The sequence below is a fragment of the Vibrio gelatinilyticus genome, from assembly GCF_022836845.1.
Lineage (GTDB): Bacteria > Pseudomonadota > Gammaproteobacteria > Enterobacterales > Vibrionaceae > Vibrio > Vibrio gelatinilyticus.
The window spans coordinates 381,475-405,691 of the sequence record NZ_JAJNNZ010000003.1; the positions used below are offsets into that span (position 1 = coordinate 381,475).

General features: G+C 43.6%; 19 protein-coding genes and 1 pseudogene. 14 read left to right on the plus strand and 6 right to left on the minus strand.

Annotated elements, in window-relative coordinates:
* Window positions 1-104: 104 nt before the first annotated feature.
* Window positions 105-1,252: pseudogene (locus LNL84_RS05835) on the minus strand (IS3 family transposase).
* Here LNL84_RS05835 and LNL84_RS05840 point away from each other — a divergent pair.
* Entirely contained in the window at window positions 1,251-1,508 is a 258-nt protein-coding gene (locus LNL84_RS05840) for a hypothetical protein (RefSeq protein ID WP_244355791.1), read from the plus strand. The pseudogene LNL84_RS05835 and the gene LNL84_RS05840 sit on opposite strands and share 2 nt — an antisense overlap.
* Complete coding sequence (locus LNL84_RS05845) at window positions 1,501-2,262, plus strand: substrate-binding domain-containing protein (protein WP_244355792.1); 762 nt, start codon at window positions 1,501-1,503, stop codon at window positions 2,260-2,262. Before LNL84_RS05840 ends, LNL84_RS05845 begins: the two co-directional genes overlap by 8 nt.
* Window positions 2,263-2,483: 221 nt before the next feature.
* Here LNL84_RS05845 and LNL84_RS05850 read toward each other — a convergent pair whose 3' ends face one another.
* Window positions 2,484-4,550, minus strand: coding sequence for an alpha-amylase (locus LNL84_RS05850; protein WP_244355793.1), 2,067 nt, complete (start codon window positions 4,548-4,550; stop codon window positions 2,484-2,486).
* Window positions 4,551-4,752: 202 nt separating this feature from the next.
* Here LNL84_RS05850 and LNL84_RS05855 point away from each other — a divergent pair, with 202 nt between their 5' ends.
* The 3 genes from LNL84_RS05855 (at window position 4,753) to LNL84_RS05865 (ending at window position 7,296) form a co-directional block, all read left to right on the plus strand.
* Complete coding sequence (locus LNL84_RS05855; RefSeq protein ID WP_244355794.1) at window positions 4,753-5,331, plus strand: hypothetical protein; 579 nt, start codon at window positions 4,753-4,755, stop codon at window positions 5,329-5,331.
* A gap of 527 nt (window positions 5,332-5,858) precedes the next feature.
* Window positions 5,859-6,812 (plus strand): TerC/Alx family metal homeostasis membrane protein, encoded by a 954-nt coding sequence (locus LNL84_RS05860; protein WP_244355795.1) that lies wholly within the window; start codon window positions 5,859-5,861, stop codon window positions 6,810-6,812.
* A gap of 292 nt (window positions 6,813-7,104) precedes the next feature.
* Entirely contained in the window at window positions 7,105-7,296 is a 192-nt protein-coding gene (locus LNL84_RS05865) for a hypothetical protein (protein ID WP_244355796.1), read from the plus strand.
* A gap of 53 nt (window positions 7,297-7,349) precedes the next feature.
* On the opposite strand, the gene LNL84_RS05870 is transcribed toward LNL84_RS05865, so the two are convergent.
* Window positions 7,350-7,550: a hypothetical protein gene (locus LNL84_RS05870; RefSeq protein WP_244355797.1), complete on the minus strand. Its 201-nt coding sequence runs from the start codon at window positions 7,548-7,550 to the stop codon at window positions 7,350-7,352.
* A 215-nt stretch (window positions 7,551-7,765) separates the two neighbouring features.
* Between LNL84_RS05870 and pepT the strand changes: the two genes are divergently transcribed.
* From pepT to LNL84_RS05895, 5 genes are all read left to right on the plus strand, one after another.
* On the plus strand, window positions 7,766-8,995 hold the full coding sequence (gene pepT / locus LNL84_RS05875) for a peptidase T (RefSeq protein WP_244355798.1): 1,230 nt from the start codon (window positions 7,766-7,768) through the stop codon (window positions 8,993-8,995).
* 84 nt (window positions 8,996-9,079) lie between these two features.
* Entirely contained in the window at window positions 9,080-9,943 is an 864-nt protein-coding gene (locus LNL84_RS05880; RefSeq protein ID WP_244355799.1) for a mechanosensitive ion channel family protein, read from the plus strand.
* Between the two features lie 120 nt (window positions 9,944-10,063).
* Complete coding sequence (locus LNL84_RS05885) at window positions 10,064-11,197, plus strand: efflux RND transporter periplasmic adaptor subunit (protein WP_244355800.1); 1,134 nt, start codon at window positions 10,064-10,066, stop codon at window positions 11,195-11,197.
* 6 nt (window positions 11,198-11,203) lie between these two features.
* Window positions 11,204-14,356 carry an efflux RND transporter permease subunit gene (locus LNL84_RS05890; RefSeq protein WP_244355801.1) on the plus strand — a complete coding sequence of 1,051 codons (3,153 nt, stop codon included), beginning with the start codon at window positions 11,204-11,206 and terminating at the stop codon, window positions 14,354-14,356.
* A 227-nt stretch (window positions 14,357-14,583) separates the two neighbouring features.
* The gene (locus tag LNL84_RS05895) at window positions 14,584-14,754 is read left to right on the plus strand and encodes a hypothetical protein (protein ID WP_244355802.1); all 171 of its coding nucleotides are present in this window, start codon (window positions 14,584-14,586) and stop codon (window positions 14,752-14,754) included.
* Between the two features lie 13 nt (window positions 14,755-14,767).
* Here the strand turns inward: LNL84_RS05895 and LNL84_RS05900 are convergent, their stop codons facing one another.
* Window positions 14,768-15,076, minus strand: a complete 309-nt coding sequence (locus LNL84_RS05900) for a hypothetical protein (protein ID WP_244355803.1) — start codon at window positions 15,074-15,076, stop codon at window positions 14,768-14,770.
* Between the two features lie 415 nt (window positions 15,077-15,491).
* Between LNL84_RS05900 and LNL84_RS05905 the strand changes: the two genes are divergently transcribed.
* From LNL84_RS05905 to LNL84_RS05920, 4 genes are all read left to right on the plus strand, one after another.
* Window positions 15,492-16,634, plus strand: a complete 1,143-nt coding sequence (locus LNL84_RS05905) for an exonuclease SbcCD subunit D (protein ID WP_244355804.1) — start codon at window positions 15,492-15,494, stop codon at window positions 16,632-16,634.
* Window positions 16,634-19,684, plus strand: coding sequence for an AAA family ATPase (locus LNL84_RS05910; protein WP_244355805.1), 3,051 nt, complete (start codon window positions 16,634-16,636; stop codon window positions 19,682-19,684). Before LNL84_RS05905 ends, LNL84_RS05910 begins: the two co-directional genes overlap by 1 nt.
* 43 nt (window positions 19,685-19,727) lie before the next feature.
* On the plus strand, window positions 19,728-20,612 hold the full coding sequence (locus LNL84_RS05915) for a homocysteine S-methyltransferase family protein (protein ID WP_244355806.1): 885 nt from the start codon (window positions 19,728-19,730) through the stop codon (window positions 20,610-20,612).
* Between the two features lie 211 nt (window positions 20,613-20,823).
* Complete coding sequence (locus LNL84_RS05920; protein WP_244355807.1) at window positions 20,824-22,092, plus strand: O-acetylhomoserine aminocarboxypropyltransferase/cysteine synthase family protein; 1,269 nt, start codon at window positions 20,824-20,826, stop codon at window positions 22,090-22,092.
* A gap of 126 nt (window positions 22,093-22,218) precedes the next feature.
* Here the strand turns inward: LNL84_RS05920 and LNL84_RS05925 are convergent, their stop codons facing one another.
* Entirely contained in the window at window positions 22,219-23,025 is an 807-nt protein-coding gene (locus tag LNL84_RS05925; protein WP_244355808.1) for a LysR family transcriptional regulator, read from the minus strand.
* Between the two features lie 122 nt (window positions 23,026-23,147).
* Window positions 23,148-23,540, minus strand: a complete 393-nt coding sequence (locus tag LNL84_RS05930; RefSeq protein ID WP_244355809.1) for a glycine zipper family protein — start codon at window positions 23,538-23,540, stop codon at window positions 23,148-23,150.
* Window positions 23,541-24,217: the final 677 nt, after the last annotated feature.

Here is a 24,217-nt window from a genome sequence, read left to right on the forward strand (position 1 = left end):
GTAGGCTATTTTCCGGTACTCATTGTGTGTTCGATAGGCTTGGTGACGATTTTGTGCTGTGTACCAAACTAAGGTGATCTGCTCCAGCCAGACTGGACACTTCATTAAGCGACATTTTGATTTTCAAAGTTAACTGGGCTTAGATACCCAAGAGCACTGTGCCTTCTTGTTCGATTATAATCAACCTCTATGTATTCAAAGATTGTTTGGCGCATCCCGTCTCGCATCATGATCGGTTCATACTGGATCGCTTCAACTTTCATTGAATGGAAGAAGCTCTCAACACAAGCATTGTCCCAGCAGTTTCCTTTCCTACTCATACTTTGCTTTAGATTATAAGCAGTTATGAGGTCTCGATAATCTTTTGAGCAGTACTGACTACCTCGGTCACTATGAACGATAACCTGCTCAGGGAATCCTCGACGGAACAAGGCCATTGATAACGCATCGCAAACCAGAGTTGCCGTCATCCTGGTATCCATAGACCAACCGACTACTTGCCTTGAATAAAGGTCAATGATTACCGCCAAATACAGCCAACCTTCACTTGTCGCCACATAGGTGATGTCTCCCGCCCACTTTTGATTCGGAGCCTCAGCGTTAAAGTCCTGAGCCAGCAGGTTCGGAGCCACTGGCATTTTATGTTTGCTGTCCGTCGTACACTTAAACTTACGTGCCGCTTTCGGCGTTAAATCCTGTCGCTTCATACTGGCGGCAATGGTTTTAACATTACGGTTATCACCGTTCTCAGCCAGCTCTTTTTGGATGCGCCTTGAGCCATCACGGCCTTTGCTATTGTCAAAAGCTTCTTTGACCTTCGTATCAAGCTCTTGGCGAGTTACCTCGCGCTGGACGGTCTTGTGGCGATGCTTAATCCAGTAATAAAACCCACTTCGTGAAACGCAGAACACCTTAGCCATGCGGACAACACTGAAGCACAGCAGGTGTTCGAGCATAAATTCGTAGTAATCTACTTTAGGTTTTTCGCGAAGTAGGTGGCCTTTTTTACGATATCTAGCTCTTCCGCTTGCTCAGCCAATTGCCTTTTGAGTTTGGCAACTTCAGCGGCTAGATCTTTTTCTCGCTGACTGGTACTGGTGTCGCTCTTAACTGCCTTACGCCAACCATAGATCTGGGATTCGTGTAGCGACAGTTGCCTCGCTGCCGCAGCTACTCCCACTTTCTCTGCTAGTTTCAGGGCTTCTGCTTTAAATTCAGGGGAATGGATAATACGTTTTTTCTTGTTTGTCATGGTTCACCTCGTTAGTGATTGTACTCACTTAACTCGGTCTCCAAAACTGCTGGTGCGGATCAGTGTAGATCGCACAAGAATTTCTGAACAGGAATTTACTCAAGTAACAACCTATACAGAGCAACTTAAGAAGCGTAAAAGAAGAACCATTGCTGTTTTTTATCGACCAGAAATGAAAGTGGATCCAGCATGGGATATTTTTACTTCCGAAAAGCGCTTGAGTAGTGCCAGTAAAGTGGAGGCCCCTAGTGAATAAACGCTGTTATTTGTTAATGACTTTTATGTTGGTTCACGTTTCTGCGTTAGCCAGAGCACAGTCGCCAAACTCAGTTGTTGCTGTAGAGCCAAATCTAGTGCCTTTGATGAAGGCTTTAGTTGAGGAAAGGCAGCTCGATATTCGTGTTATCGGTAGCGAAGATGTGCCGTTTAGTATTACCAATCAAAGATTTAAAATGGGGATCAGCTCTAAAAAGTGGCAAGATCGAGAAATAGCGCAATTCCAACAAAAGTTTGGCTATAAACCAACCGAGCTGTATTTCACCGCCGATGTTATTGCGATCCTAAGTAATGAGAAACATAGCGGTCAGAAAATTACCCTTGCCGAAGTAAAAAAGCTCTTCGGCTGTAATCCATCTCCAGAGGTAATACGCTGGAAAAATGACGATGGTAGCTCAGGTGATCCTCTGGTTCCGTTTGCCATTGATAAACAATTGGTTATGCATGAAGAGTTTTCAAGTTGGGTAGCTTGTGGCGAAAGTAATTATGTTGCCACTCAGTTTTTGGCAGACCAGCCCGCGTTCGAAAAAAAATTGAGTTCGCAAGATGGAGCAATTGGTTATGTGGTCTACACCGATCAGTTTGAGAATAGTCACCCATTAAAAATCATCGATGATCTGGGCGAAAGCTACGATGTTAATAAGGAAACAATCCTTTCGGGAAGATACCCATTGGCGAGTGTCTATTATATGTACCTCAATTTACCCCCTAATCGAGAGTATTTTAACGAGTAGGAAGAGTTTTTTGTTGGTTTAACGCTATCTGACAATTCGAAAGCTGTACTCAATCAGTTCGGTTTTATTAGCTTACCCAAAGAAGCCATTCATCGTAACCGCATCCGATTGCGATTGGAGCAGCCGATAATCGAAGGCGGCTATAAATAAGCTAGCGACAAACAGGTAAATAAAGGGCTCTAATGACACTAACATGAGCCATGTAGAACCCTTTATTAATTCTAGTTACCGAAGTAGGCGACAATCACTTTATCGTTGTCAAGCTCTCTTGAAAAAACATAGGCGCTATCGTTTGGAATTTCGATGTGTTTTCCAGCACCAATTGCAGGGTGCCTATCTCGAAACTGGCCAACGGTTCGCCAGTGGCTAAGTAGCGACTTCTTCTCATTTGACAGCTCCCAAAGCATGTCAGATCGGGTACCTTGATGGAAATCATCAGCGTACGGTCCAATGTCGCGACCCACTTCATCGCCATAATAAACTTGTACCGCCCCAGGGCTTAAGAGCAGCGCATTTGCAGCGGCTTTTTGCATATCGTGTGACTTAAATCGGCTAAAGAATAACTCTGTATCATGGGATGACATATAGCTCACAGGGTTGAAATCACTGGCAGAATGCATCGACTGTGAATACTGCTGGTAGGTATCTGCCATTTCGGTTAAACAAACGGCTCCCTTATCGAGCTTTTTCTGCATATCAAAGTTGATGAGTGCGTCAAAGCCATCGTCAAAGTAGGGGCTTCGATAAGCTCCGTGTCCCCAGACCTCACCCATCATCCAGAATGGCTGGCCAGTTTGATTATTACTTGCTCGCCATTGCTCTAAACTGCTGGTGGCCTCTTGTTTAAGTCTTAGCCAAATGTCACTTTCGACATGTTTAACCGTGTCAACTCGATAGCCATCAATACCAAAGCGTTTTACCCAATCGGTCTGCCATTCAACAAGGTAGTCAGCCACTGTGTAATTGTTGCGAGCTTGGACGCGCGTACCAGGGTTGTTAATTAGCCATTGCGGAGGCGTAACCGTGTTGCTTGATTCGGTTTTGAAATCGGGCAGACCGGCTAACGACAGCGTGGTGTCACTCGAACCTGGTTTATCGTAATTTGGTAGCCCGGTTCTAACCCAATCTGGACCCCACCAATTATCCCATTGCGCAGAGCTGTAATCGATCTGTTCGTGATAGCTGTGCCAGTTTTCTTGTTTGCTTGGTGACCAGCTTGCCCAAGAGGTTGGTAATGTATTGGGTTGTTTTGTTATAGGAAGTTGGTCGAACTGCGCATCTGCGAGTGTTGAATACCCTGGATGATTGATGACTGCATCGAGCAGTATTTTTAGACCACGTTTATGGGCTTCTTCTACTAGTAGCTTTAGATCAGCGTCGTCTCCAAAACTCTGGTCAACCTTGGTGAAATCTCGCGCCCAGTATCCGTGATAACCATAAAAGGGGAATGACCCACTGTCGCCCCCTCCAACGAAACCATGAACTTGTTCAACGATGGGGGACAACCAGATCACATTGGTTCCGAGCTCCTTGATATAGTCGAGCTTGTCGATAATTCCTTTAAGATTGCCGCCATGGAAAGAGCCAATTTCTTGCATGCCGTCTTTTTGTCGTAAATAGGGTTGAGTAGAGTCAGCGTTATGAGCGTGGAATCGGTCAACCATGATGAAATAGATATTCGCGTTTCGGTAATCGAGCTCGGTTCGCTCGATTGGTTGATCAACGACTGGCTCTAATAATACAAGGCCGCCATTGCTCGCACTTGGAGTGATCTTTACGTACCCGTTGTCCACGCGAACAACCTGATTTGAAAACACTTCTTTTAATTGCACTCCGCTTTCAAAAGTGTCGCCAATATAAATTGATTTTTCACTAGGTGAAAAACGTTGGCATTCGACTTTCGGAATAGGTCTTTTAAAGGTAGTTTTAGTCGATTTTTTGGGTTCGCGTTTAAACAGTAGTGTATTGTGGCTTTCATCATAGTGAAACGCGTAATCGCCTGAAAAGCGTATCTTCAATGGCAGAGTCGTTTGCTGGCTGCAATTGAGTACAATAGGTTTATTGAATTTCACTTTTTTCAAGGTTTGCTCTATGCAAGGGCCCGAAGTGTTCGATACAGTTAACTGATAATTGCCTTTAGAAATGGGAATGACCAGTGGCTGGTTGTTTTCAATAGGAAAGTCCCTTGAGGTTGTTTCGGCAGCAAGGGTTAAAAGTGGTTGCGCCAGTACGCTTGGAGTAAGCAGTATGAGGCTACTAAGACCGCTGAGTAGGGTAAGATGTTTCATTATTCAGTCCATCGTTATTATTATCCTAAGGCTAATCTATGCAAAAAGAATGGTGTTGACATCATTCCGAAGATCTACGCCTTAAATCGTTGTATCGCTCACATATTTTGGTTTGGGGGCGTAGAGCGGAAGAGGATGAGTTGCTAGGTATTTCAGGCTATATTTTGCAAAGGTGATTCAGGAATATTCGGGGTTAATAACGTTGTCTATGAAGTTTGGGGCTGTCTTATTACTGCTGCTGAGTAATGTTATTTTTTTAAGTAACTTAGCCCATAGCGCAAGTTACCACTGGGTTAACTCCTATATCTCCGGGCAAACCTCACTAGCAAACAGGCCGCAACTATTAGCGTTACCCGACGTATTTGATTGTGGAGAACAAGAGTTCGTCGAGTATTGTGTCTTTGAAGTCAATTACCGGGGTGTGGATGTCGATATTCGCTTTGTTACAAAAGATGACAAAGTGATTAAATCCATAATCACTGCACCATTTACGACGCACGCATACAGTCAATTACAGACCAACCTACGAGTGGATGGATACCAATTAGCTGAGGTGAAAATGGGCTCTTTACACTTTAATATTCAAGAGCAAGTCGAATTGCACGGAATGTTAACCGCAGACCAAAAGCTAATAAAATTTTTGAACTCAGCTCCCATACAGGAATCTAAACTATTTACCTGGGTCAGAAAAAATGAGATTCAGAATACGTTAGCAACAGAAACGCTATCGATGACCAGTGACGGAACGGAAATCGTCATGCTGTTAAGCACAGCCCAATAACGTTGTCACAAAATGGTCTTATGGTTGTCATTTCATTGTTACATTCAATGAGTAACTTGGAATGCGTAAGAGTGTAGAAGGAATTAACTATGAAAAAAATGAGAAAAGCTCGCTTGCATCGTTGTCGAATTCAATATTGGAAAGATACTAGCCAAAAGCTAACTAAGACAAACGCACAATAATCGAGTAACAAACGCGACCAGTGGGTGATGAGAAATCGCTTGCTGGTTTTTTATTTTAAAAGTTACTTTTCTTAATAAAAAACAGCTAGACGAAAACAAATTCTCGCTCTAGAATTCGCCTGTTTGGGGAGTAGTCACCCGTTTACTTATCGTCATCTCGTTAAGCTTCGCTTATCCGGTAAGTATAAGTCCTATCTAATAGCACTTTGACGAGACCAACGCATACAAATGTTTCAGTACCCACGAAGTTCCCCTCACAATTTAAGGGAAGCTTGCTGGTCGTCTGGTTATTTTGATTTGCGGAAGGTCTACCTAACACCAGCCTCCTTCCGCCTTGGAGGACTTATGACCCCATTGATGTACCTGTCTTTCGGACTATTAACCACTTTACTTGTCGCTATCGATATCTACCAAACTCGTGGTGGAACAATCTCTGTAAGAAAAGCAGCGATCTGGAGTGTATTCTGGTTTGTACTTGCTTTCGTTTTTGCTGCCACAATCTACTTTTTTTGGGACGTCTATGCACCTGAAAGTAGCTATAGCGCAGAGAAAGCAACGCTCGCTTTTATAACAGGCTATTTGTTAGAGAAATCGCTGAGTGTCGATAACCTGTTTGTCTTCGCCATTATCTTCCAACAATACGCTGTCCCAGAGAAGTTACGGCCTCGTGCACTATTATGGGGTGTAATAGGAGCGTTGGTGTTACGTGCGCTGATGATCGCTGTTGGCGCGCAACTACTGGCTCAGTTTCATTGGGTGTTGTACCTGTTTGCTGCGTTTCTTATTTGGACCGGAATACAACTCACAAGAGAGACAGGTCATGGCGAGGTTAATCCGCTTCCAGAAAAACTGTTGAGGCGACTCTTGCCCATTACGACACGCTATCAAGGAAAGGCATTGTCTGTGTTAGAAGATGGCCAACGTCAGTTTACACCCATGTTAGTCGTTATCGTTGTAATCGCGTTTATGGACGTAATGTTTGCGTTGGATTCTATCCCTGCCATTTTCGCTGTGACTCGCGAGCCCTTTTTAGTATTGGCAGCCAATGTGTTTGCTTTGCTCGGGTTGCGTTCATTGTATTTCGTTTTACAAGGTATGATGGATAAATTCGTGTACCTAAAGCCTGCTCTTGCGTTCATTATGATTTTCATTGGCGTCAAAATGATGTTGGTAGACAGTCAGTGGCAGATCCCGACAGTTTGGTCGCTTGTGGTGGTTATCTCTGTAATGGTGTTTGCAACACTAGCCTCCGTAGTTAGAGGGAGAAATGAGCTTGTTTCAATAGATAAAGAAATATAATCCTATTTTAAGTATTGGTAAGGATTAGATTGCTTATTGAAGCAAGTTAAAATTAACATTTTGTATACAAAAATAAGGATGCACTGCACGTCAAGTGACTATTTATTCTCCAAGTGACGCGTAAATTGCATAAATAGCCATCTTTAGTTTATTTTAATAATAGTGAGTTGTTAAGGTGTTGTTGTATTAGAAAAAGTAATCTGAAAAGGTAAAATTTGTCATTTTTTACCCGATGAATTATTGGCTATATTTGTCTCAACGAAACGAATAACAACATTTTTGAGAGGCAATCATGGCACAAGCAATGAACATCACTAACATCGCTGTAGCGACCTCTATGGATAAGAAAACCTATTCGGTTAACATCAAAGGATTGATTGCTCACTTTCTAGATATTTTATTTGGCAAGGGTGAAGTAGAAAATACATATTACTCAAACGAATTGTCAGGTCATATGCAAAGAGATATCGGTTTACACCGCTAATTGCTTATAAAACACAAATAGTTTTCTAGACAAAAATTAGAAAAGGATGCTTTTTAAAGTATCCTTTTTTTTATTTCGGACGCTTGTGACAATGAAAACCAAACAGGGTTAATGTCTTGCGTGTTGTAGCCTTTCACTTGCGCCGCTTTTACCACATGCTGTCTAAGACTCTCCTCACTGGATACTTCTTCGGTCTTTGTTTGGTTTACTCTCTTACTCAAGTCAAAATCAAACGGAGTCGTCATTTCGTTCATTCCTGTCACTATTATTTTACATATAGCCATATAGTAGTCAGATCATGCCGTATGGACATCAACCATGATGTAGGAATTTTAGGCGTAGTGGTTGAGGAGGAGTGGGGTCGACAAGGAAGTATGCCATTATTTGAATGAAAACTGATTCATCACAAATCCCATTAGGGCCTAATCAGTATCATGAAGGGATCAATAAAATGGTTACGGAATTGAATATGAATCGTTTAGTCGACAGGTTTCTCCAATATGTCATTCATGACACGCAATCTAACCCGTCAAGCGAGAGCTGCCCAAGTAGTGCAGGTCAGTTAGAGTTTGCGCAATTACTTCTTTCTCAGTTAAAAGCTCTCGATCTCCGCAATGTCAACTTAGATGACAACGGTTATTTGATGGCCACGCTACCTAGTAATGTTGAATATGATGTTCCTGCAATCGGGTTTATTGCACATATGGATACGGCGCCAGATGCTTCAGGTAAAAATGTGGTTCCACAAATCGTTGAGAATTACCAAGGGGGAGATATCGCTCTGGGTAAAGGGGACGAAGTGCTATCTCCTATTCAATACCCCGACTTACACAAGTTACATGGTCACAATATCATCACCACCGACGGTACAACTTTGCTAGGGGCGGACAATAAAGCGGGAATTGCTGAGATCCTTTCAGCGGTAGAGTTTCTCGCCGAGAACCCGGACATTCCTCATGGCGATATACATATAGGTTTCACGCCGGATGAAGAAATAGGAAGAGGTGCAGACCTTTTCAATGTGGACAAATTTGGGGCAAAGTGGGCCTACACTATTGATGGGGGACCTGTAGGTGAACTCGAATATGAAAACTTTAACGCTTCAACGGCGATCGTGGAGTTTTTTGGTGTCAATGTTCACCCTGGTACAGCAAAGAATAAAATGGTTAACTCGATGACCTTTGCTTCACGTTTCCAAGCCGAAATGCCTTCTCAAGAGACGCCTGAATGTACTGAAGGCTATGAGGGCTTTTATCACTTGACCTCAGCAGATATGGGCGTAGCAAAATCAAGCTTACACTATATCTTGCGCGATTTTGATGAGCAGGGACTGGCGGACAGAAAAGCGTACCTGATAGATAAAGTGGCAACGTTTAACGAGGGATTAAAACAGGGCCGAGTCGAAATAACCTTTACAGACAATTATCGCAATATGAAAGAAATGGTAGAGCCACACCCTCACATTATTGAGATAGCAAAAACATCTATGCAAGCTTGCCATATCAAGCCACTGTTAAAACCTATTCGTGGAGGTACCGACGGCGCAAGGTTATCTTTTATGGGGCTGCCTTGCCCGAATATCTTTACCGGCGGCTATAATTTCCATGGTATTCACGAATTTATTACCGTCGAGGGGATGCAGGCGGCAGTGAATGTGATTGTAGAAATTGCTAAGCAAACAGCGATAAGATATCGTTAAAGCTAACTGATTGATTATAATTATGAATCGGTACCGTCAAGAGGTGAACTTTTGGCGGTGTTTTTTTAACATAGGTTGGCAGTTATGGAAGATACTGAAAAAGTCATCGAGTTCTTGTGGACGAACAAGTTCCTTTTTAGCTTACTCGTTATCAGCTTTATTCTGATTGTGAGGAGGCTGATCCTCTCTGGCATTCGCGGAGATGTCCTGTTTCTCTCAGATCAGCAAAGAAAGTGGATGTTTTTCACCAAGAACAGTGCGTTTGGTATATTGGTCGTCTGTTTGTTTCTGATATGGAAGTCAGAAATTAGTCAGTTTGCACTTTCGGTCACCGCGATTGCCGTCGCTATTGTTGTGGCTTCAAAAGAGATTATTCTTTGTTTTACAGGATCGATTCAACGGGCGAGCTCAAGGTCGTTTCGCATTGGTGACTGGATCGAAGTGGGTAAGACCAGTGGAGAGGTTATTGAACACAACTTAATGGCTACGGTGATCCAGGAAATCGATCTATACCATGGTCAATATCACTTCACAGGTAAAACAATCACCCTTCCCAACAGCATGTTTTTTACCTATGCAGTGAAGAACCTCAATTTTATGAAGCGCTATGTCTATCATAATTTTTCAATAGTTGTACCTACATTTGAGAATCTTTACCCGTTACTGTCGGGTCTAGAAGATCGCATTGAAGTGCACAGTGAAGACTTCATAGATGTAGCACGGCGCTACAATGGTGTCATCGAGAAACACGCGGGAGTGGACTTACCCGGATCTGAACCTCACATTCACATCTCTAGTGGCGCCACCGGAGAGCAAATCGTACATGTGATGATTTTTTGTCCAACAGAATTGGCTGTTCATTTAGAGCAGGAGATTCGATCAGATTTTATGGCGATGTATCATGATCATTTTAACGGCCAAAAAGTGACAGAAAGTGATGCTGTATAAAGTATGGGTAATGTTTTGAAACACTTTCATTTGGAATATTGATAATTCCAAGACATTCATTTAGTTATGAATTTGGTAGTCTGCGGTGGTCTGTTCCAAAAATAACTAAGTGGTGTTTTAATGCCGAACAAAATGATCTTGGCCACTCTCGTGGGCGCCGTATTACTAGTTGGATGTGGAGAATCAACTAAATCCAATCAATCAGCCCCTCTTCCAGTTGTCACTACACAGAACGTTCAAAACGTTCAACATCAACAGAGTAAGTCTTATATTGGTCGTACAGAAGCCATTGAAGATACGTCGATTACCGCGCAAGTCTCTGGGTACTTACAGTCACGTCATTTTAGCGAAGGTCAAGTCGTTGAAAAAGATCAGCTTTTGTATTCAATCGAACCTTCGTTTTATGAAGCACAGGTGGCGAGCGCAAAAGCAAACCTTTCTCAGGCACGCGCTGCGTTAAAAAAAGCACAGCTCGATTTTGCACGTGGGCAGAATCTAATTAAAAGCAACAACATATCTCAAGCCGAATTTGATGCTCTCACGTCAGCAAGACAAAGTGCCAATGCAATGGTCGATGCCGGGATAGCGCAAGTCAAAGTAGCAGAAGTTAATCTATCGTATACCAGCATTCGAGCTCCATTTCGCGGGCGCATCTCTGAAAGTAAAGTGAGCACAGGCGACTTGCTCTCTCCATCTTCTGGTGCTTTGACAACCCTAGTAAGCATGGATCCAATCTATACAGCGTTCAGCATTAGTGAACGTGAACGACTGTTGCTGGGTATGGATGAAATAGAGGGTGATGGTAAGGACAAATCTAATGGTGTGGATGTTCGGGTTATTTTGGAAGATGGTCGAATTTACGAACATCAGGGCAAGTTAGATTATCTGGGAAATCGGATCAACCTGAAAACAGGCACACTCAATATGAGAGCGATTGTTGCTAACCCACAACAGAGATTACTGCCGGGTCAGCACGTTCGTGTTGAACTCATGGAGAAACAGCCAACCAATGTCATCGTCGTACCGCGCAAAGCGGTTCAAACTGATCTTGAAGGCAATTTTGTGATGGTCGTGACCAAGGGTAATGTAGCGGAACGTCGTAACGTTGCGCTTGGTTCACAATTACCCAATGGGATTATTATTCGTTCAGGCCTAGACGCGAATGAAGAGATCATTACTCAAGGTCTTCAACGCGTGAGAAATGGCATTCCAGTGCAAGTTGACCAAACTGCGTCAATTAAGCAAGGGGAATAATTGCTAATGTTAAGTCGATTTTTTATACAAAGGCCCAAATTTGCTCTAGTCATTTCAATTATATTGACGTTGGCCGGTGCCATTTCTCTGATGGTCTTGCCTGTCGCTGAATATCCAAAGATCAGCCCTCCATCGGTGAGTGTAACTGCATTCTACACTGGTGCTAGTGCCGAAGTGGTCGAAGAAGCGGTAGCGGATCCAATAGAGACGTCGGTTAATGGTGTCGAAAACATGATTTACATGTCTTCGAAAAGCGCCAATGATGGCTCATACTCGTTGAACGTTACGTTTGATATCGGTACAGACCCTGATATGGCACAAGTGAATGTTCAAAACCGAGTGTCGCAGATAGAGTCAAAGTTACCGCAAGAAGTTCGTATGGTTGGTGTGACGGTTAAGAAGCGCTCCCCAGATTTGTTGATGGTACTCAATTTCTATTCTCCGGACGGAAAATACGATGATAAGTTCCTGATTAACTACATTAACTTAAACGTCAAAGATCAACTGGCTCGTGTGAAAGGTATCAGTGAAGTCAGTGTTATCGGTGGTGGTGAGTACGCAATGCGCGTCTGGCTAGACCCAGATAAAATGGCCAACCTGAAGTTAACAACCTCTGATGTCTATGCGTCTTTGGCCGAACAAAATGTTCAGGTTGCGGCAGGTCGTGTTGGGGCTGCACCTTTCAATAATGCACAAGAAGTTCAATTTAACCTCGTCACTAAGGGGCGCCTTGAAAGTGTTGATGAATTTGAAAATGTCGTATTAAGAGCCAATCCAGACGGTTCAACAGTCTACCTTAAAGACGTTGCTCGAGTTGAATTAGGCAAAAAGTTTTATGACGGCTCAGGTCTTTTCAGAGGCCAAGACGCTTCGATTGTAGCTCTGTCATTACAATCTGATGCTAATGCCCTAGAAAGTGGGCAAGCTGTAATGGATCTGCTTGAGAAGTTGAGTGTCAATTTCCCCGAAGGAATGGCATATGAGACAAGCTACGACACAACAACTTTCGTTTCAGAATCGATCAAAGGGGTTGTTAAAACTTTAATCGAGGCGATCCTTTTAGTCATTGCTGTGACCTATTTGTTCTTGGGTAGTGCACGAGCTACGTTGATCCCGGTAGTCGCAATTCCAGTATCTCTTATTGGTACTTTTGCGATAATGAATATCACGGGTTTTACCATCAATACCGTCACTTTGTTTGGCCTTATTCTGGCGATTGGTATTGTTGTTGATGATGCCATCCTAGTGATTGAAAACGTTGATACCATTATGAAGCGAGACCCGAGTATTTCGCCTCGCAAAGCAACATTAATGGCAATGAAAGAAGTGACCGGGCCAATCATTACCTCGACATTGGTTCTACTAGCGGTGTTTATTCCTGTCACGTTACTACCCGGTATTACTGGAATTATGTACCGTCAATTTGCGCTGACTATTTGTATTTCAGTGGTGATCTCGTCCATTAATGCGTTAACCTTGTCACCAGCGCTTTGCTCATTGGTGCTCAAACAAGGCGGTGGAAATACAGCACGTTGGTTCCTTGCCTTCAATCGAGGGTTAGACAACCTGACGCAAAAGTACGGGAAATTGGCTGGCATTTTAGTCAAGAAAGCGCTGTTGCTAGTGACCTTTTTTATTATTGCCGTTGGCGCCGTTACCTACTTTGCAAAATCGACTTCGACAGCGTTTGTCCCGCAAGAAGACAAAGGTATTTTGCTGGTGAATGTACAGCTTCCTGATTCTGCGTCTTTGTCGAGAACAGAAGAAACATCAGCGCAATTGGTTGACCTTATCAATCGAGAACCCGGAATAGATGGTATCACTGTTGCGAACGGTTACGCATTTATGACTGGCGCTGCCGCATCAAATGGTGCGTCGCTGTTTATTAAACTTAAAGATTGGGATGCGCGAAACGGCCTTGATGGAGATCATTCGGCTAACGCCATTGCGATGCGCATTAATGGTGTTGCCGCTCAACAGCTCCCAGGTGCTGTTGTATTCGCGATGGGGCCTCCGGCTGTGCCAGGGATGGGTTCTGCATCAGGCTTTGAGTTTGTATTAGAAGATACCTTAGGTCGCAGTAGAACCAATTTAGAGCTGGTGATGCAAGATGTTATCAAAGCCGCAAGTCAGCAGCCTGAAATCGCTTACACCTTTAGTACATTCCGAGCTAATGTCCCACACTACTATGTTGATATTGACCGTGAGAAGGCTCAACAACTTGGTATCCCATTGTCATCGATTTTCCAAACGCTACAAGGAAATTTGGGCTCTTTGTATGTCAATGACTTCTCGATGTTTGGTAAAAACTTCCGGGTAACGATGCAAGCGGACAGCCAATATCGAAGTGGAATGGAAGATCTACAGCTATTTCATGTGCGCTCTGTTTCAGGTGAAATGATCCCGCTTAGCACTCTTGTTACCTATAAGCAGGTATTCGAGCCTGATGTAGCGTGGCGTTATAACATGTATCGAAGCGCGGTGATCCAAGGTCAACCAGCACCGGGTTACTCAAGTGGTGATGCCATTGCCGCGATGGAAAGAGTCGCTGCTCAGGTATTGCCCATGGGTTACCAATACGAGTGGACTGGTATGGCGTATCAGGAAGTTCTTGCGGGCAATCAAGCTATCTATGCATTTGCGCTGGCATTGATTTTCATCTACTTATTCATGGTTGCGCAGTATGAGAGTTGGTCCATCCCACTGGCCATCATTTTGGTTGTGCCTGTGGCTACATTGGGGTCTTTCTTAGCACTCAATTTGGCGGGGATACCTCTCAATCTATACGCTCAAATAGGTTTAGTGCTGCTGATAGCAATGGCCGCTAAGAACGCTATCTTGATCGTAGAATTTGCGAAAATTGAACGAGAAGAAAAAGAGGTGGGTATTGATGAAGCGGCGGCTGCCGGCGGTAAACTTAGATTCCGAGCGGTGAATATGACCTCTTGGTCCTTCATTCTTGGGATATTACCGCTGGTGTTTGCAAGTGGCGCTGGCCACGTCAGTCAAAACTCATTAGGTATTTCTCTCGTTGGTGGCCTATTGTGTGTATTACTTGCAGGTACGTTTTTGATCCCAGGGTTCTATGCTCTAATTCAGCGCAGACGAGAGAGGTTTCATGGGGGAAGTACAAAGCTTTTACCACTAGATGATGAATAACGAGTAAATGCATTGTTGCAAGGCCCATGTTCAGCAATGAATATGGGCTTTTTTAATTGTGGTGAACCGTAGACCTACTTACGACAAACCATTACATTGCAATTCTTTTTATGAATGAAGAGATTGCTGTATAAACATCAAGGTGTTGTTTTAAGATATTTTAGTTTTTCCTAAAGTTTAAAAAACTAACCCTTAAACGTCATACATGGTCACTAAACCGTGCACTCGTGAACCTATTGGGTAATGCTCAACGTTATGCAAAAGAAACGGCTCTGGTAAAAACTCTGGTGGCTATGGGGTTAGGCCTTGCTATCGTAAAGCACATTATCAAGCGCCACGATGGAGATGCTAAAATCAGTGTAGCCCCATTGGAGTCGCTTGTTTCTCGTTTATCTTAGTGACGCATCGTTGTTAGTGGAAGTGGCTGGAACGATAGGAAACGCGGGAACCTGCGCGTCTATATTCGACTTTATTTTGCTCTTGAAGTCGTCGCATCACGATATTAAAAAGCCAGCTTTTTGGGGTGTCATTGGAAGAACCGATAGGTGCACAATATTGCTTTAGGCCGAGTTGTTTTTGAATAACAACCGATGATACCCAGCCTTCATTGGAAGTTTGTCCACTCTCGTGGACGAATGCGTAGACCTCATTAGCTACGTGTTGCAGTAGGTCGTCAATTCGCTCTTTTCTGTTGGGTGCTTTCATTTCTAGCGATCTCATAGTTAACACTCAAACGTTTATACGTGGATCATTTGAGTGATCATTTTTACAGGCAATAACCCTGCTACGAAACCATCCATGGGTAACCAAATGAGCTAGGCTTGAACAAGTCCGAGAAAGAAGACTTAAGATGTCACTTATTGTTCAAAGCTAATAGCGGCTAACTCGATGTTATTTATATCTAACTTTGGCGAATAATTCACAAAATGTCTATTAATTGGCGCTTAATGCTAAACGAATGGCAGTTTAAGACAAATTAAAGCGTGACGTTGCTTTGTGAGAAAAATCACCGCTAATGAAGGTAATAACGTTTGTTATATTTTGCTTGCTGAAACTAATTTGGATGTGGGTGAGCATAACGAGAGAAGTTGAGTATATAATGGTGCAACACTCTAATTAAAATAATAAAAGCACTATGAAGTTCATCCATACCTCAGACTGGCACCTTGGACGTCAATTTCACAACGTATCTCTTCTTGACGATCAAAAAGCGGTGCTCGAACAGATAAAAGCCTACCTTATTGAGCATCAAGCCGCTGCTCTAGTTATTGCTGGAGATATATATGATCGCTCCATTCCTCCGACGCCAGCAATTGAAGTACTAGATGCCTTTCTCAGTGATGTCATTAATAATCTAAAGACACCGGTGATTCTAATACCGGGTAATCACGATGGAGCGACACGTCTTGGTTTTGGTGCTTCTCAGCTTAACAAAAGCGGCCTGCATATTATCAGCACTTATGACGAGATGCTGAACCCCGTCGTATTGTCGTCGCCAACCATTGGTGAAGTCGCCTTTTATGGTATTCCTTATAGCGACCCTGAACAGGTTCGTCATCATTATCAAACACAGGTATCTAATCACGAAGAAGCGCATCAATTCCTGAGTGTTCAGCTACAACGAGTTCGTGGCCAAGCCGACAAAGAAGTGTTGATAAGTCACTGTTTTATCGATGGAGCAGAGCCGTCTGAATCGGAAAGAACACTGTCGATAGGCGGTGCTGATAGAGTCAGTTTTCAACACTTTTCAGACTTTGATTACGTGGCGCTTGGCCATCTTCACCAACCGCAGTATCGAGGTAAAGAACATATACGCTATTGCGGTTCGATCATGAAGTATTCCTTTTCAGAGCAGTACCATAATAAAGCAGTGACGCTGGTGGAGCTAGATGAAGAGGGCGTTCAATCTACTCAGCTCCCGCTAAAGGCGCCTCATGACATGCGTGTTGTTGAAGGCTATTTACAGGACATATTGGAACAAGGTAAGTCGGATGTGAATGCTCATGACTACCTTATGGTGAGATTACTTGATCAGCACGCCATACTCGATCCGATGGAAAAACTGAGAAAAGTGTACCCCAATACATTGCATTTAGAGAAGCCAGGAATGTTAGTGGACTCGGAGAGAGGAACGTCTTCGACTCGACTGGCTCGCGATGAAGTCGATATGTTTAAAGACTTCTTTAATGAAATACAGGGCCAGCCGCTATCTGATGAGCAAACATCAATGGTACAAACGGTCATTGCGGAACTGCGTAAAGCTGAGAGGGAAGGCTAATGAAACCATTAAAGCTGACATTACAAGCCTTTGGCCCTTTTGCAACGAAAGAAGAGATCGATTTTACCCGACTGGGAGTGTCTCCTCTATTTTTGATCAATGGGGCAACAGGCTCTGGTAAGAGTTCTATTCTAGATGCCATTTGCTATGCCCTTTATGGTGAAACAACTGGGAGTGAACGAACTGGAGACCAAATGCGGTGTGACTTTGCCCAGTCGCACCTTTTGACGAAAGTGGTTTTTGAATTTGAGCTCTCTGGCAAACAATACATGATAGAGAGAAGCCCAGATCAGGAAGTACCAAAGCAGCGAGGCGAGGGGACGACCAAACGTTCACATAGCGCAAGCCTTGTCGAAGTGTTGCATGATAGCACTCAACTGCTTGCCAACAAGCCTAAGCAAGTAGCCACCGAAATCCAAATATTAGTTGGCCTAGATGTTAAGCAATTTCGTCAAGTGATGGTGTTGCCTCAAGGGAAGTTTCGAGAGTTACTGACCGCAAGTTCTAAAGAGAGAGAATTGATCTTTGGCCAGTTATTTCAAACACATATCTATACATCGTTAGAACGTTCGTTATATGAAAAAGCCGCGTCTATTAGAAAAGCAAAAGACGAGTTCGACAATCAGATTAAAGGCGCATTGGAAGTCACGCAGCTCGACAGTGAAGAAGATCTGGCGCGCGCTGTCGAAAACATAAAGCCAGAAATAAAAGCCGCCGAAATACACAAGAAAAAGTGTGCGCAAGAGTTGGAACTGGTTCGCAGACAAGAACAGTCGGCTCAGCAGCTGAAAAAACAGTATCAAGAGCTAAAAGTGACTAATAGTTTACATCTTGAACATCAACAAAAGAAACCAGCTTTTGATGCACAGCGAAAACAATTGATATTGGCAAGAAAGGCCAATGAGATGAAGCCACTACTGTCACTACGCAACCAGTTATCGACTGAGCTCAAAGAGCTAGATGCGAGATTAGCGACAGGCACAGGTAAAATAGCAGACGCTAAAATTCAAAAGCAAAAAGCCGAAGCGGATTATCAAAAAGCGTTGACTGACAGTGGGCAACTGGAATCGTTAAATAAAGAAAAGTACGTTTTAGATGTGAGTAAGGGCAAGCTGTTAGAGCTTGATAAAGCCAAACGTCAGGTAGAGCGACAAGAGCACGAACTTGCAACAGCGCGCACGGCCATTTCTGTTTGTCAGAAAGATCTTCAATTGACGTCAGAAAAACTTCTACAAAGCCAGCAGCAATATCAGCTTCAAGAAAAGCAAACGCAAACGCTCAATGAGAAACAGTTGTTGTGCGAAAAGCTCAAAGTGAAATTGCAAGGCTTTGAGAAGTACACGCAACTGTCTATTGAAATGCAAAAGCTCAAAGCCAATGAAGCTCAACTTCAACCAAGACTCAAGCAAGAAAATGCTGTGGTTGAAACGCAGCAGCGAAGCGTTACAGAGCTGGAATTCTTATGGCATTCTGGGCAGGCGGCGATGCTCGCAAAAAATTTAGAGAAAGACACGGCTTGTCCAGTCTGTGGTGGCACCAAGCACCCGGCTCCTGCGGTGTTTGACGGCCAAGAAGTTACTAATGAGCAGTTGAAAGTAGCAAAAGAAGAACTTGCCCAGTGCATACAACTTCGTGATAAAACCCAAAAAGATCTCTCTGAGCTGACTCTCCATTTAGACAATTTTCGGACCCGAGCAGACGATCTATTATCACAGCTTGAATTGTCTCAGGCGCCCGACTCAGAAGATATCTTGCAATCTCGCAATACGGTTTTGCAGTTGGAGCAGGAAATCAAAGAGATTCTGGCTATCGATCTAGGCTGGTTTAAATCTATGGTCGATCAATTATCAGCCAAAGAAGTAGTGCAAAAACAAAATCTTGATGGCTTAACGCAGCAACAGGTTAAAATCGAAAACACGCTGGCCCAACTTAGCGCAACCGCTTCGCAAATTGAAAAAGACAATCAAACAGGCTTTACCACTGTTTCTGAGGTCGAGCAAAGAATTGAGATGATTGTTCAGAAAACCGTATCGATTGAACGTCATTTGGAACAGAATCAACAGGCTAAAACACAAGCTCTGGAGTCTTTGGCCAAATTACTCGCCCATTTCGAAACACTGCAACAGCAACGTAACGAGCAATGCGACAAAGTAAACCAGCAAGAGGAGTTGTGGCTAGCGCGCTTGGCTGCCAGTGAATTTGATGATGAAAATCAGATGATCATGTGTTTTTGTGACGATCAAGAAATCGATCGTATCGAGCACCACATTCAATCCTTTGATGCAGAAAAAATCCAGCTGGAAGAGAAACTGAAGTGGTTGCAAGAATCACTCAGTGACAAACCAGAACCCGATTTAGATAGTATTAATGATAAAGTTACGGTCGCTAATCAGGTGTATCAAAGCGCAAGTGAAGCATTATCAGCAAAGCAATCTCACTTTGATAATTTAAACAAAGTTGCGACACGAATTGCTCAGCTTCATAGTAAAAACCGCGAATTGGATGAGCAATATCGCGTTGTAGGTACTCTCAGTGACGTTGCAAATGGTAAAACTGGCAGCAAAATCAGTTTGCATCGATTTGTGTTGGGAGTGCTGCTTGATGATGTCCTTATTCAAGCATCACACCGACTGCGATTGATGAGTAAGGGGCGTTACGATTTGCGCCGAAAAGAAGTGAGAAGTAAAGGAAATGCCAGCTCTGGTTTGGATCTGATTGTCGAGGATGCCTATTCTGGTAAGTGGCGTGATGTCGCCACACTCTCTGGTGGTGAATCCTTTATGGCTGCTTTGGCTTTAGCGCTAGGTCTATCAGATGTGGTGCAATCCTATAGCGGTGGAATTCACTTAGATACCCTATTTATCGACGAAGGATTTGGCAGTTTAGACCCTGAATCACTTGATTTGGCGATTCAAACCCTTATTGAGTTGCAACAAAGCGGTAGAACAATCGGTATTATTTCACATGTCTCAGAGCTAAAAGAACAGATGCCACAACGAATTGATGTCTTATCCAGTCGGATGGGCAGCTCAGTTAGACTCGTCTCTTAGTCAATATATACGCCATGTGATAGCCATTATGAAAAGTAATAGTATGAAGAAATTAACCATAATTGATGGTGGAATGGGGCGAGAGCTCAAAGAAATAGGCGCGCCCTTTTCTCAGCCTCTTTGGAGCGCACAAGCGTTGATCGAAGCGCCAGAATACGTCGAAAAAGCACATCAGAACTTTATTGATGCTGGTGCCGAGGTTTTGATCGTAAATAGCTATGCATGCGTGCCATTTCACTTAGGTGAACAGCGTTTTCAATGTGAAGGTGCAACACTAGCGCAGAAGGCGGGCAGCATCGCTCGTTCAGTTGCTCCAAAAAACGTAAGGGTGGCGGGTTCACTACCACCGCCACTGGGAAGTTATCGCCCCGATCTTTTCGAAGCCAAGCGAGCACATGATATCACTAGGTTGCTATATGAGGCGCAGGACCCTTATGTCGATCTTTGGATAGCGGAAACCATTTCGAGCATTAAGGAGTTTGAGGCGATTCACTCAGTGTTGAAGCAATCAAAGAAAGACTGCTACTACGCGTTTAGCCTGAGCGATGAGGTGAGCGATGTTGCGCTTTTACGATCGGGACAAGCCGTTAAGATTGCCGCAGCATTGGTGTGTTTTGTGGGCGCGAAAGGCATTCTGTTTAATTGCTCGGTTCCTGAAGTGATGGAACAAGCTATATTAGATGCTAGAAAAGTTATCAACGACTATCAGGCTCAAGTGGAAATTGGTGCTTACGCAAATAATTTCACGCCGATCAATACCGATCACGAGGCGAACAACACCTATCAAGGGATGCGCGAGCTTTCACCTGACGATTATCTCATGTTTGCCAAGCGTTGGTATAAAGCAGGAGCCTCGGTTATTGGTGGCTGTTGTGGAATTGGTCCTTCACATATCGAAGCGCTTACGGATTGGAAAAAGACCCTCTAGAAACTGATAGGCTCATTAGTGAGCCTTCTTTTGGCTTGTACGCTCATAGGCATGCCAGTCAATTTCTTCTGTGGTTATTTCGTGTACAGTAAGAAAGGTGAACTAACGCAACGTAAATCTCTACCCTTGATGGAATACTGGGTAAACTTTGGTCAATTGTAAGCGTGCCAAAGATCACAGTTAGAAGCATCAGACAAGGAAGAGAGACATTATGAGAGACGAAACACTTTCTATTCACCACGGCTACACAACCGATCCTACGACGAAATCTGTCGCTACACCTATTTATCAGACTGTTGCCTACGAATTTGACAGTGCGCAACATGGAGCTGATCTTTTTAATCTTGAAGTCCCCGGTAATATCTACACACGGATCATGAACCCGACAAATGACGTGTTAGAACAAAGAATGGCGGCTCTAGAAGGCGGGATTGCTTCGCTAGTGGTGAGTGCTGGCAGCGCCGCAATCCACTATGCTATCGTTACTTTAGCCGAGACTGGCGATAATATTGTCTCTACGCCTCAACTTTATGGTGGTACATATACGCTGTTCGCTCACATGCTTCCTAAGCAGGGAATTGAAGTTAGATTTGCCAAAGACGACAGCGCTGAATCTATCGCAGAACTTATCGATGACAAAACCAAAGCAGTTTACTGTGAGTCTATTGGTAACCCAGCGGGTAATATTGTTGATCTGGAAGCGATTGCGACTGCGGCGCACGCGAAGGGAGTACCTGTCATTGTTGATAATACGGTGGCAACGCCAGTACTATGCAAACCTATTTCATACGGTGCAGATATTGTGGTTCATTCCCTTACAAAATACGTTGGTGGACATGGCACCAGTTTGGGAGGCGTAATTGTTGATTCTGGGCAATTTCCCTGGGCTGAACACAAAGAGCGCTTTCCAATGTTCAATACACCAGAGCCGTCTTATCACGGTGTAGTATATACAGAAGCATTTGGTCCTGCCGCCTTTATCGGTCGTGCGCGAACCGTACCATTACGAAATACTGGCGCAGCGCTGTCTCCGATGAACGCGTTTATGTTGATGCAGGGGCTAGAAACTTTGTCATTGCGAATGGAGCGTCACACTGAAAATGCACTAAAGGTTGCTCAGTACTTAAGTCAACATGAGAAAGTCAGCTGGGTGTCGTACGCCGGGTTGGAAGACTCGTCATATTATCAACTGGCACAAAAGTATATGAACGGTAAGCCCTCTGCAATTTTGTCGTTCGGATTAAAAGATGGCTACGATGCAGGTGTGCGTTTTTATGATGCGTTACAAATCTTTAAACGCTTGGTAAATATTGGCGATGCAAAATCGCTAGCTTGTCATCCGGCTTCGACCACCCATCGTCAGATGAGTGAGCAAGAGCAGCTGGCTGCGGGCGTGAAACCGGAGATGATTCGCCTGTCTGTGGGTATCGAGCATATCGATGATATATTGGCCGACCTAGAGCAGGCATTAAAAGCGTAATTCGAGTAATAGCGAAGCACTGCATTTGTTCTCGTTGTACATAAAAAGCCCCCCAATAATTGGTGTCCAACTATTGGGGGGCACTTCAAAATTCCTAGCCTTTTTAAAATAACAGCAATCGAAAAACTATGAGTAGGAAAGCGGCTTGTATTTGTCGACAATTGGAGATATGAGCTCCATCAACCATTTGATTTTTCCGCTGTTTCGGCGAGACGATTTAACGATAAGAGCAAGATCTAACAGAATACTCGTCTCCGATTTCTTGCTCTCAGGCAGATAGCGTATTGTACAGCATTCATCAAGTAGTTGGACCATAAGTGCATGATTATCTGTGAAAATAGTCGCAGTAAGCTTAGGGTCAAGTAACTTAAACAGATCGTTATGGTCGTTGACTCCAGGCACGACATATTTTACAAATTCACCATCTAGATTGCCATGCAATTGCCCGGTGCCACGGTGAATACGTCTTTGATAGAAGGTTTGTGGTTTATCGTTGAGCGCATGTACCCCAATATCCACTTCCTCTGCCAGAATCAGGCTCTCGCTAGTTTTATTCCACTGAAGGATCTCGATAGGTGCCTGGGTGTATTGGCGAATGGCCTTAATGATATCTTTACCACAGGCAATTAAATAAGGCTCAACAATATGTAAGGTGATCTTATCGATGCTCTTGGGCGAGAAAACCTCCGGCTCAATGGCCAGTTGCACTTGCTCAAGTGCGGCTTTCACTTTTGGCTCGATGGCCTTGGCGTATTCGGTAGGGGCTAAACCGTCAACACTTCGCAAAAATAGTTGGTCATCAAGTTCTTCTCTCAATTGAGCCAGCACTTTAGAGACATATGACTGAGAGCGCCCAAGTTTGGCTGCTGCACGTTGTGTGGAGTGAGTTTGCATCAAGGCAAGAAAGACGTTTAAGGCGTTTAGATCTGTCAAGCTTAAGGTCCTAACAAAGAATGCGATAAACCAAGCCTACAATAGATGTCATGTTATCACCATGTAAAACAACAAAATTGTCGGCTATTTTTTATCCTGTTAGATATTGCCAGGTTGGAGTGCTAGTTCAATACAACGTAGCCCCTGTGGGTCATACAGTTTTTAACCACTGCACTGCGATCTTCTTGATACTGGTTTTCGTTGTTTTGTCGAGACCGATTTCGATTAAGTACCCCAGCAGCAAGACCAACCGCAGCGCCTTTTTTAGCGCCTTCTGTCCCTGAACCGCCCGCTATAGCAACACCAGCCGAACCAATCGCAGCTCCTTTAACTGCGCCACTCACCGCGCCACCTGAAGCTTGCTCTTTCTGAACCTGATTCGACATTTCTTCGCATTGATGAAGGTCGTAAATATAGTCTTTCTCGTCAACACCAGATTTGTCGATTATCACGTTCGCCAGCGCTGGTTGAAAAGCTAATACAGAAAGAACGGAAAGTAGAAGTGGTTTATTCATGGACTTTGTTCGCTATTAGGGGGTAGGTGCCATGCATGGTACCGATAATTGAAAAGACATTTGGAATAACCATTATTCCAATGTAGTAACTGAGCGACGAGTAAGAATACTATTTTCCGATCAGAGCGGATCTTTACTTACGTTCTGGCAAATTGGCGAAACAAGCGTGGTTTAATAATAATGTTTAAAATCAGACAACTAGATATTTTGTGATGACCTTGATTGATCAAGTTCAACCGCATACAAAAAACGTGAACGAATATCAAAATGTGAAACCACAGGCGTTACCAAATAAGTTTTACAATCCCGCATACTTGACAAAAAATCGCCAACTTAACCTGCATTGATGATGGCCCTGAAGGACGTGATAATAAAAGGATTTACACTGTTAATTTGCGCTTTGAATGTGTTCTTTTTAGGGACTGATTCTGTGTATGCTTGTGATACATCTTTGGATCTAGGCTGGCAATTATCGGCTCACAGTATCACACCGCAGACTGTGTTTTCTTTGCAAGTGAAGACGGAGGATCGTCACAAAGATCATTGGCTTTGTTTGATAGCCAATTTCGAATAGGGGGCGTTGCAATACATCTTAAAGAGTTTTATAACAACAGCTTAGCTAAAAGCAGTCATTATGGGGAAGCCGAGTTTGGCGCGACTGTTTGAGAACTCTTTTA

What these genes read in the sequence shown, in the direction of transcription:
- pepT (WP_244355798.1), top strand. Translation starts at nt 7,766, where the DNA reads ATGAATCGTTTAGTCGACAGGTTTCTCCAATATGTCATTCATGACACG.
- LNL84_RS05890 (WP_244355801.1), top strand. Translation starts at nt 11,204, where the DNA reads ATGTTAAGTCGATTTTTTATACAAAGGCCCAAATTTGCTCTAGTCATT.
- LNL84_RS05920 (WP_244355807.1), top strand. Translation starts at nt 20,824, where the DNA reads ATGAGAGACGAAACACTTTCTATTCACCACGGCTACACAACCGATCCT.
- LNL84_RS05900 (WP_244355803.1), bottom strand. Translation starts at nt 15,076, where the DNA reads ATGAGATCGCTAGAAATGAAAGCACCCAACAGAAAAGAGCGAATTGAC.
- LNL84_RS05860 (WP_244355795.1), top strand. Translation starts at nt 5,859, where the DNA reads ATGACCCCATTGATGTACCTGTCTTTCGGACTATTAACCACTTTACTT.
- LNL84_RS05885 (WP_244355800.1), top strand. Translation starts at nt 10,064, where the DNA reads ATGCCGAACAAAATGATCTTGGCCACTCTCGTGGGCGCCGTATTACTA.
- LNL84_RS05910 (WP_244355805.1), top strand. Translation starts at nt 16,634, where the DNA reads ATGAAACCATTAAAGCTGACATTACAAGCCTTTGGCCCTTTTGCAACG.
- LNL84_RS05870 (WP_244355797.1), bottom strand. Translation starts at nt 7,550, where the DNA reads ATGAACGAAATGACGACTCCGTTTGATTTTGACTTGAGTAAGAGAGTA.
- LNL84_RS05840 (WP_244355791.1), top strand. Translation starts at nt 1,251, where the DNA reads ATGGTTCACCTCGTTAGTGATTGTACTCACTTAACTCGGTCTCCAAAA.
- LNL84_RS05880 (WP_244355799.1), top strand. Translation starts at nt 9,080, where the DNA reads ATGGAAGATACTGAAAAAGTCATCGAGTTCTTGTGGACGAACAAGTTC.
- LNL84_RS05905 (WP_244355804.1), top strand. Translation starts at nt 15,492, where the DNA reads ATGAAGTTCATCCATACCTCAGACTGGCACCTTGGACGTCAATTTCAC.
- LNL84_RS05930 (WP_244355809.1), bottom strand. Translation starts at nt 23,540, where the DNA reads ATGAATAAACCACTTCTACTTTCCGTTCTTTCTGTATTAGCTTTTCAA.
- LNL84_RS05915 (WP_244355806.1), top strand. Translation starts at nt 19,728, where the DNA reads ATGAAGAAATTAACCATAATTGATGGTGGAATGGGGCGAGAGCTCAAA.
- LNL84_RS05850 (WP_244355793.1), bottom strand. Translation starts at nt 4,550, where the DNA reads ATGAAACATCTTACCCTACTCAGCGGTCTTAGTAGCCTCATACTGCTT.
- LNL84_RS05865 (WP_244355796.1), top strand. Translation starts at nt 7,105, where the DNA reads ATGGCACAAGCAATGAACATCACTAACATCGCTGTAGCGACCTCTATG.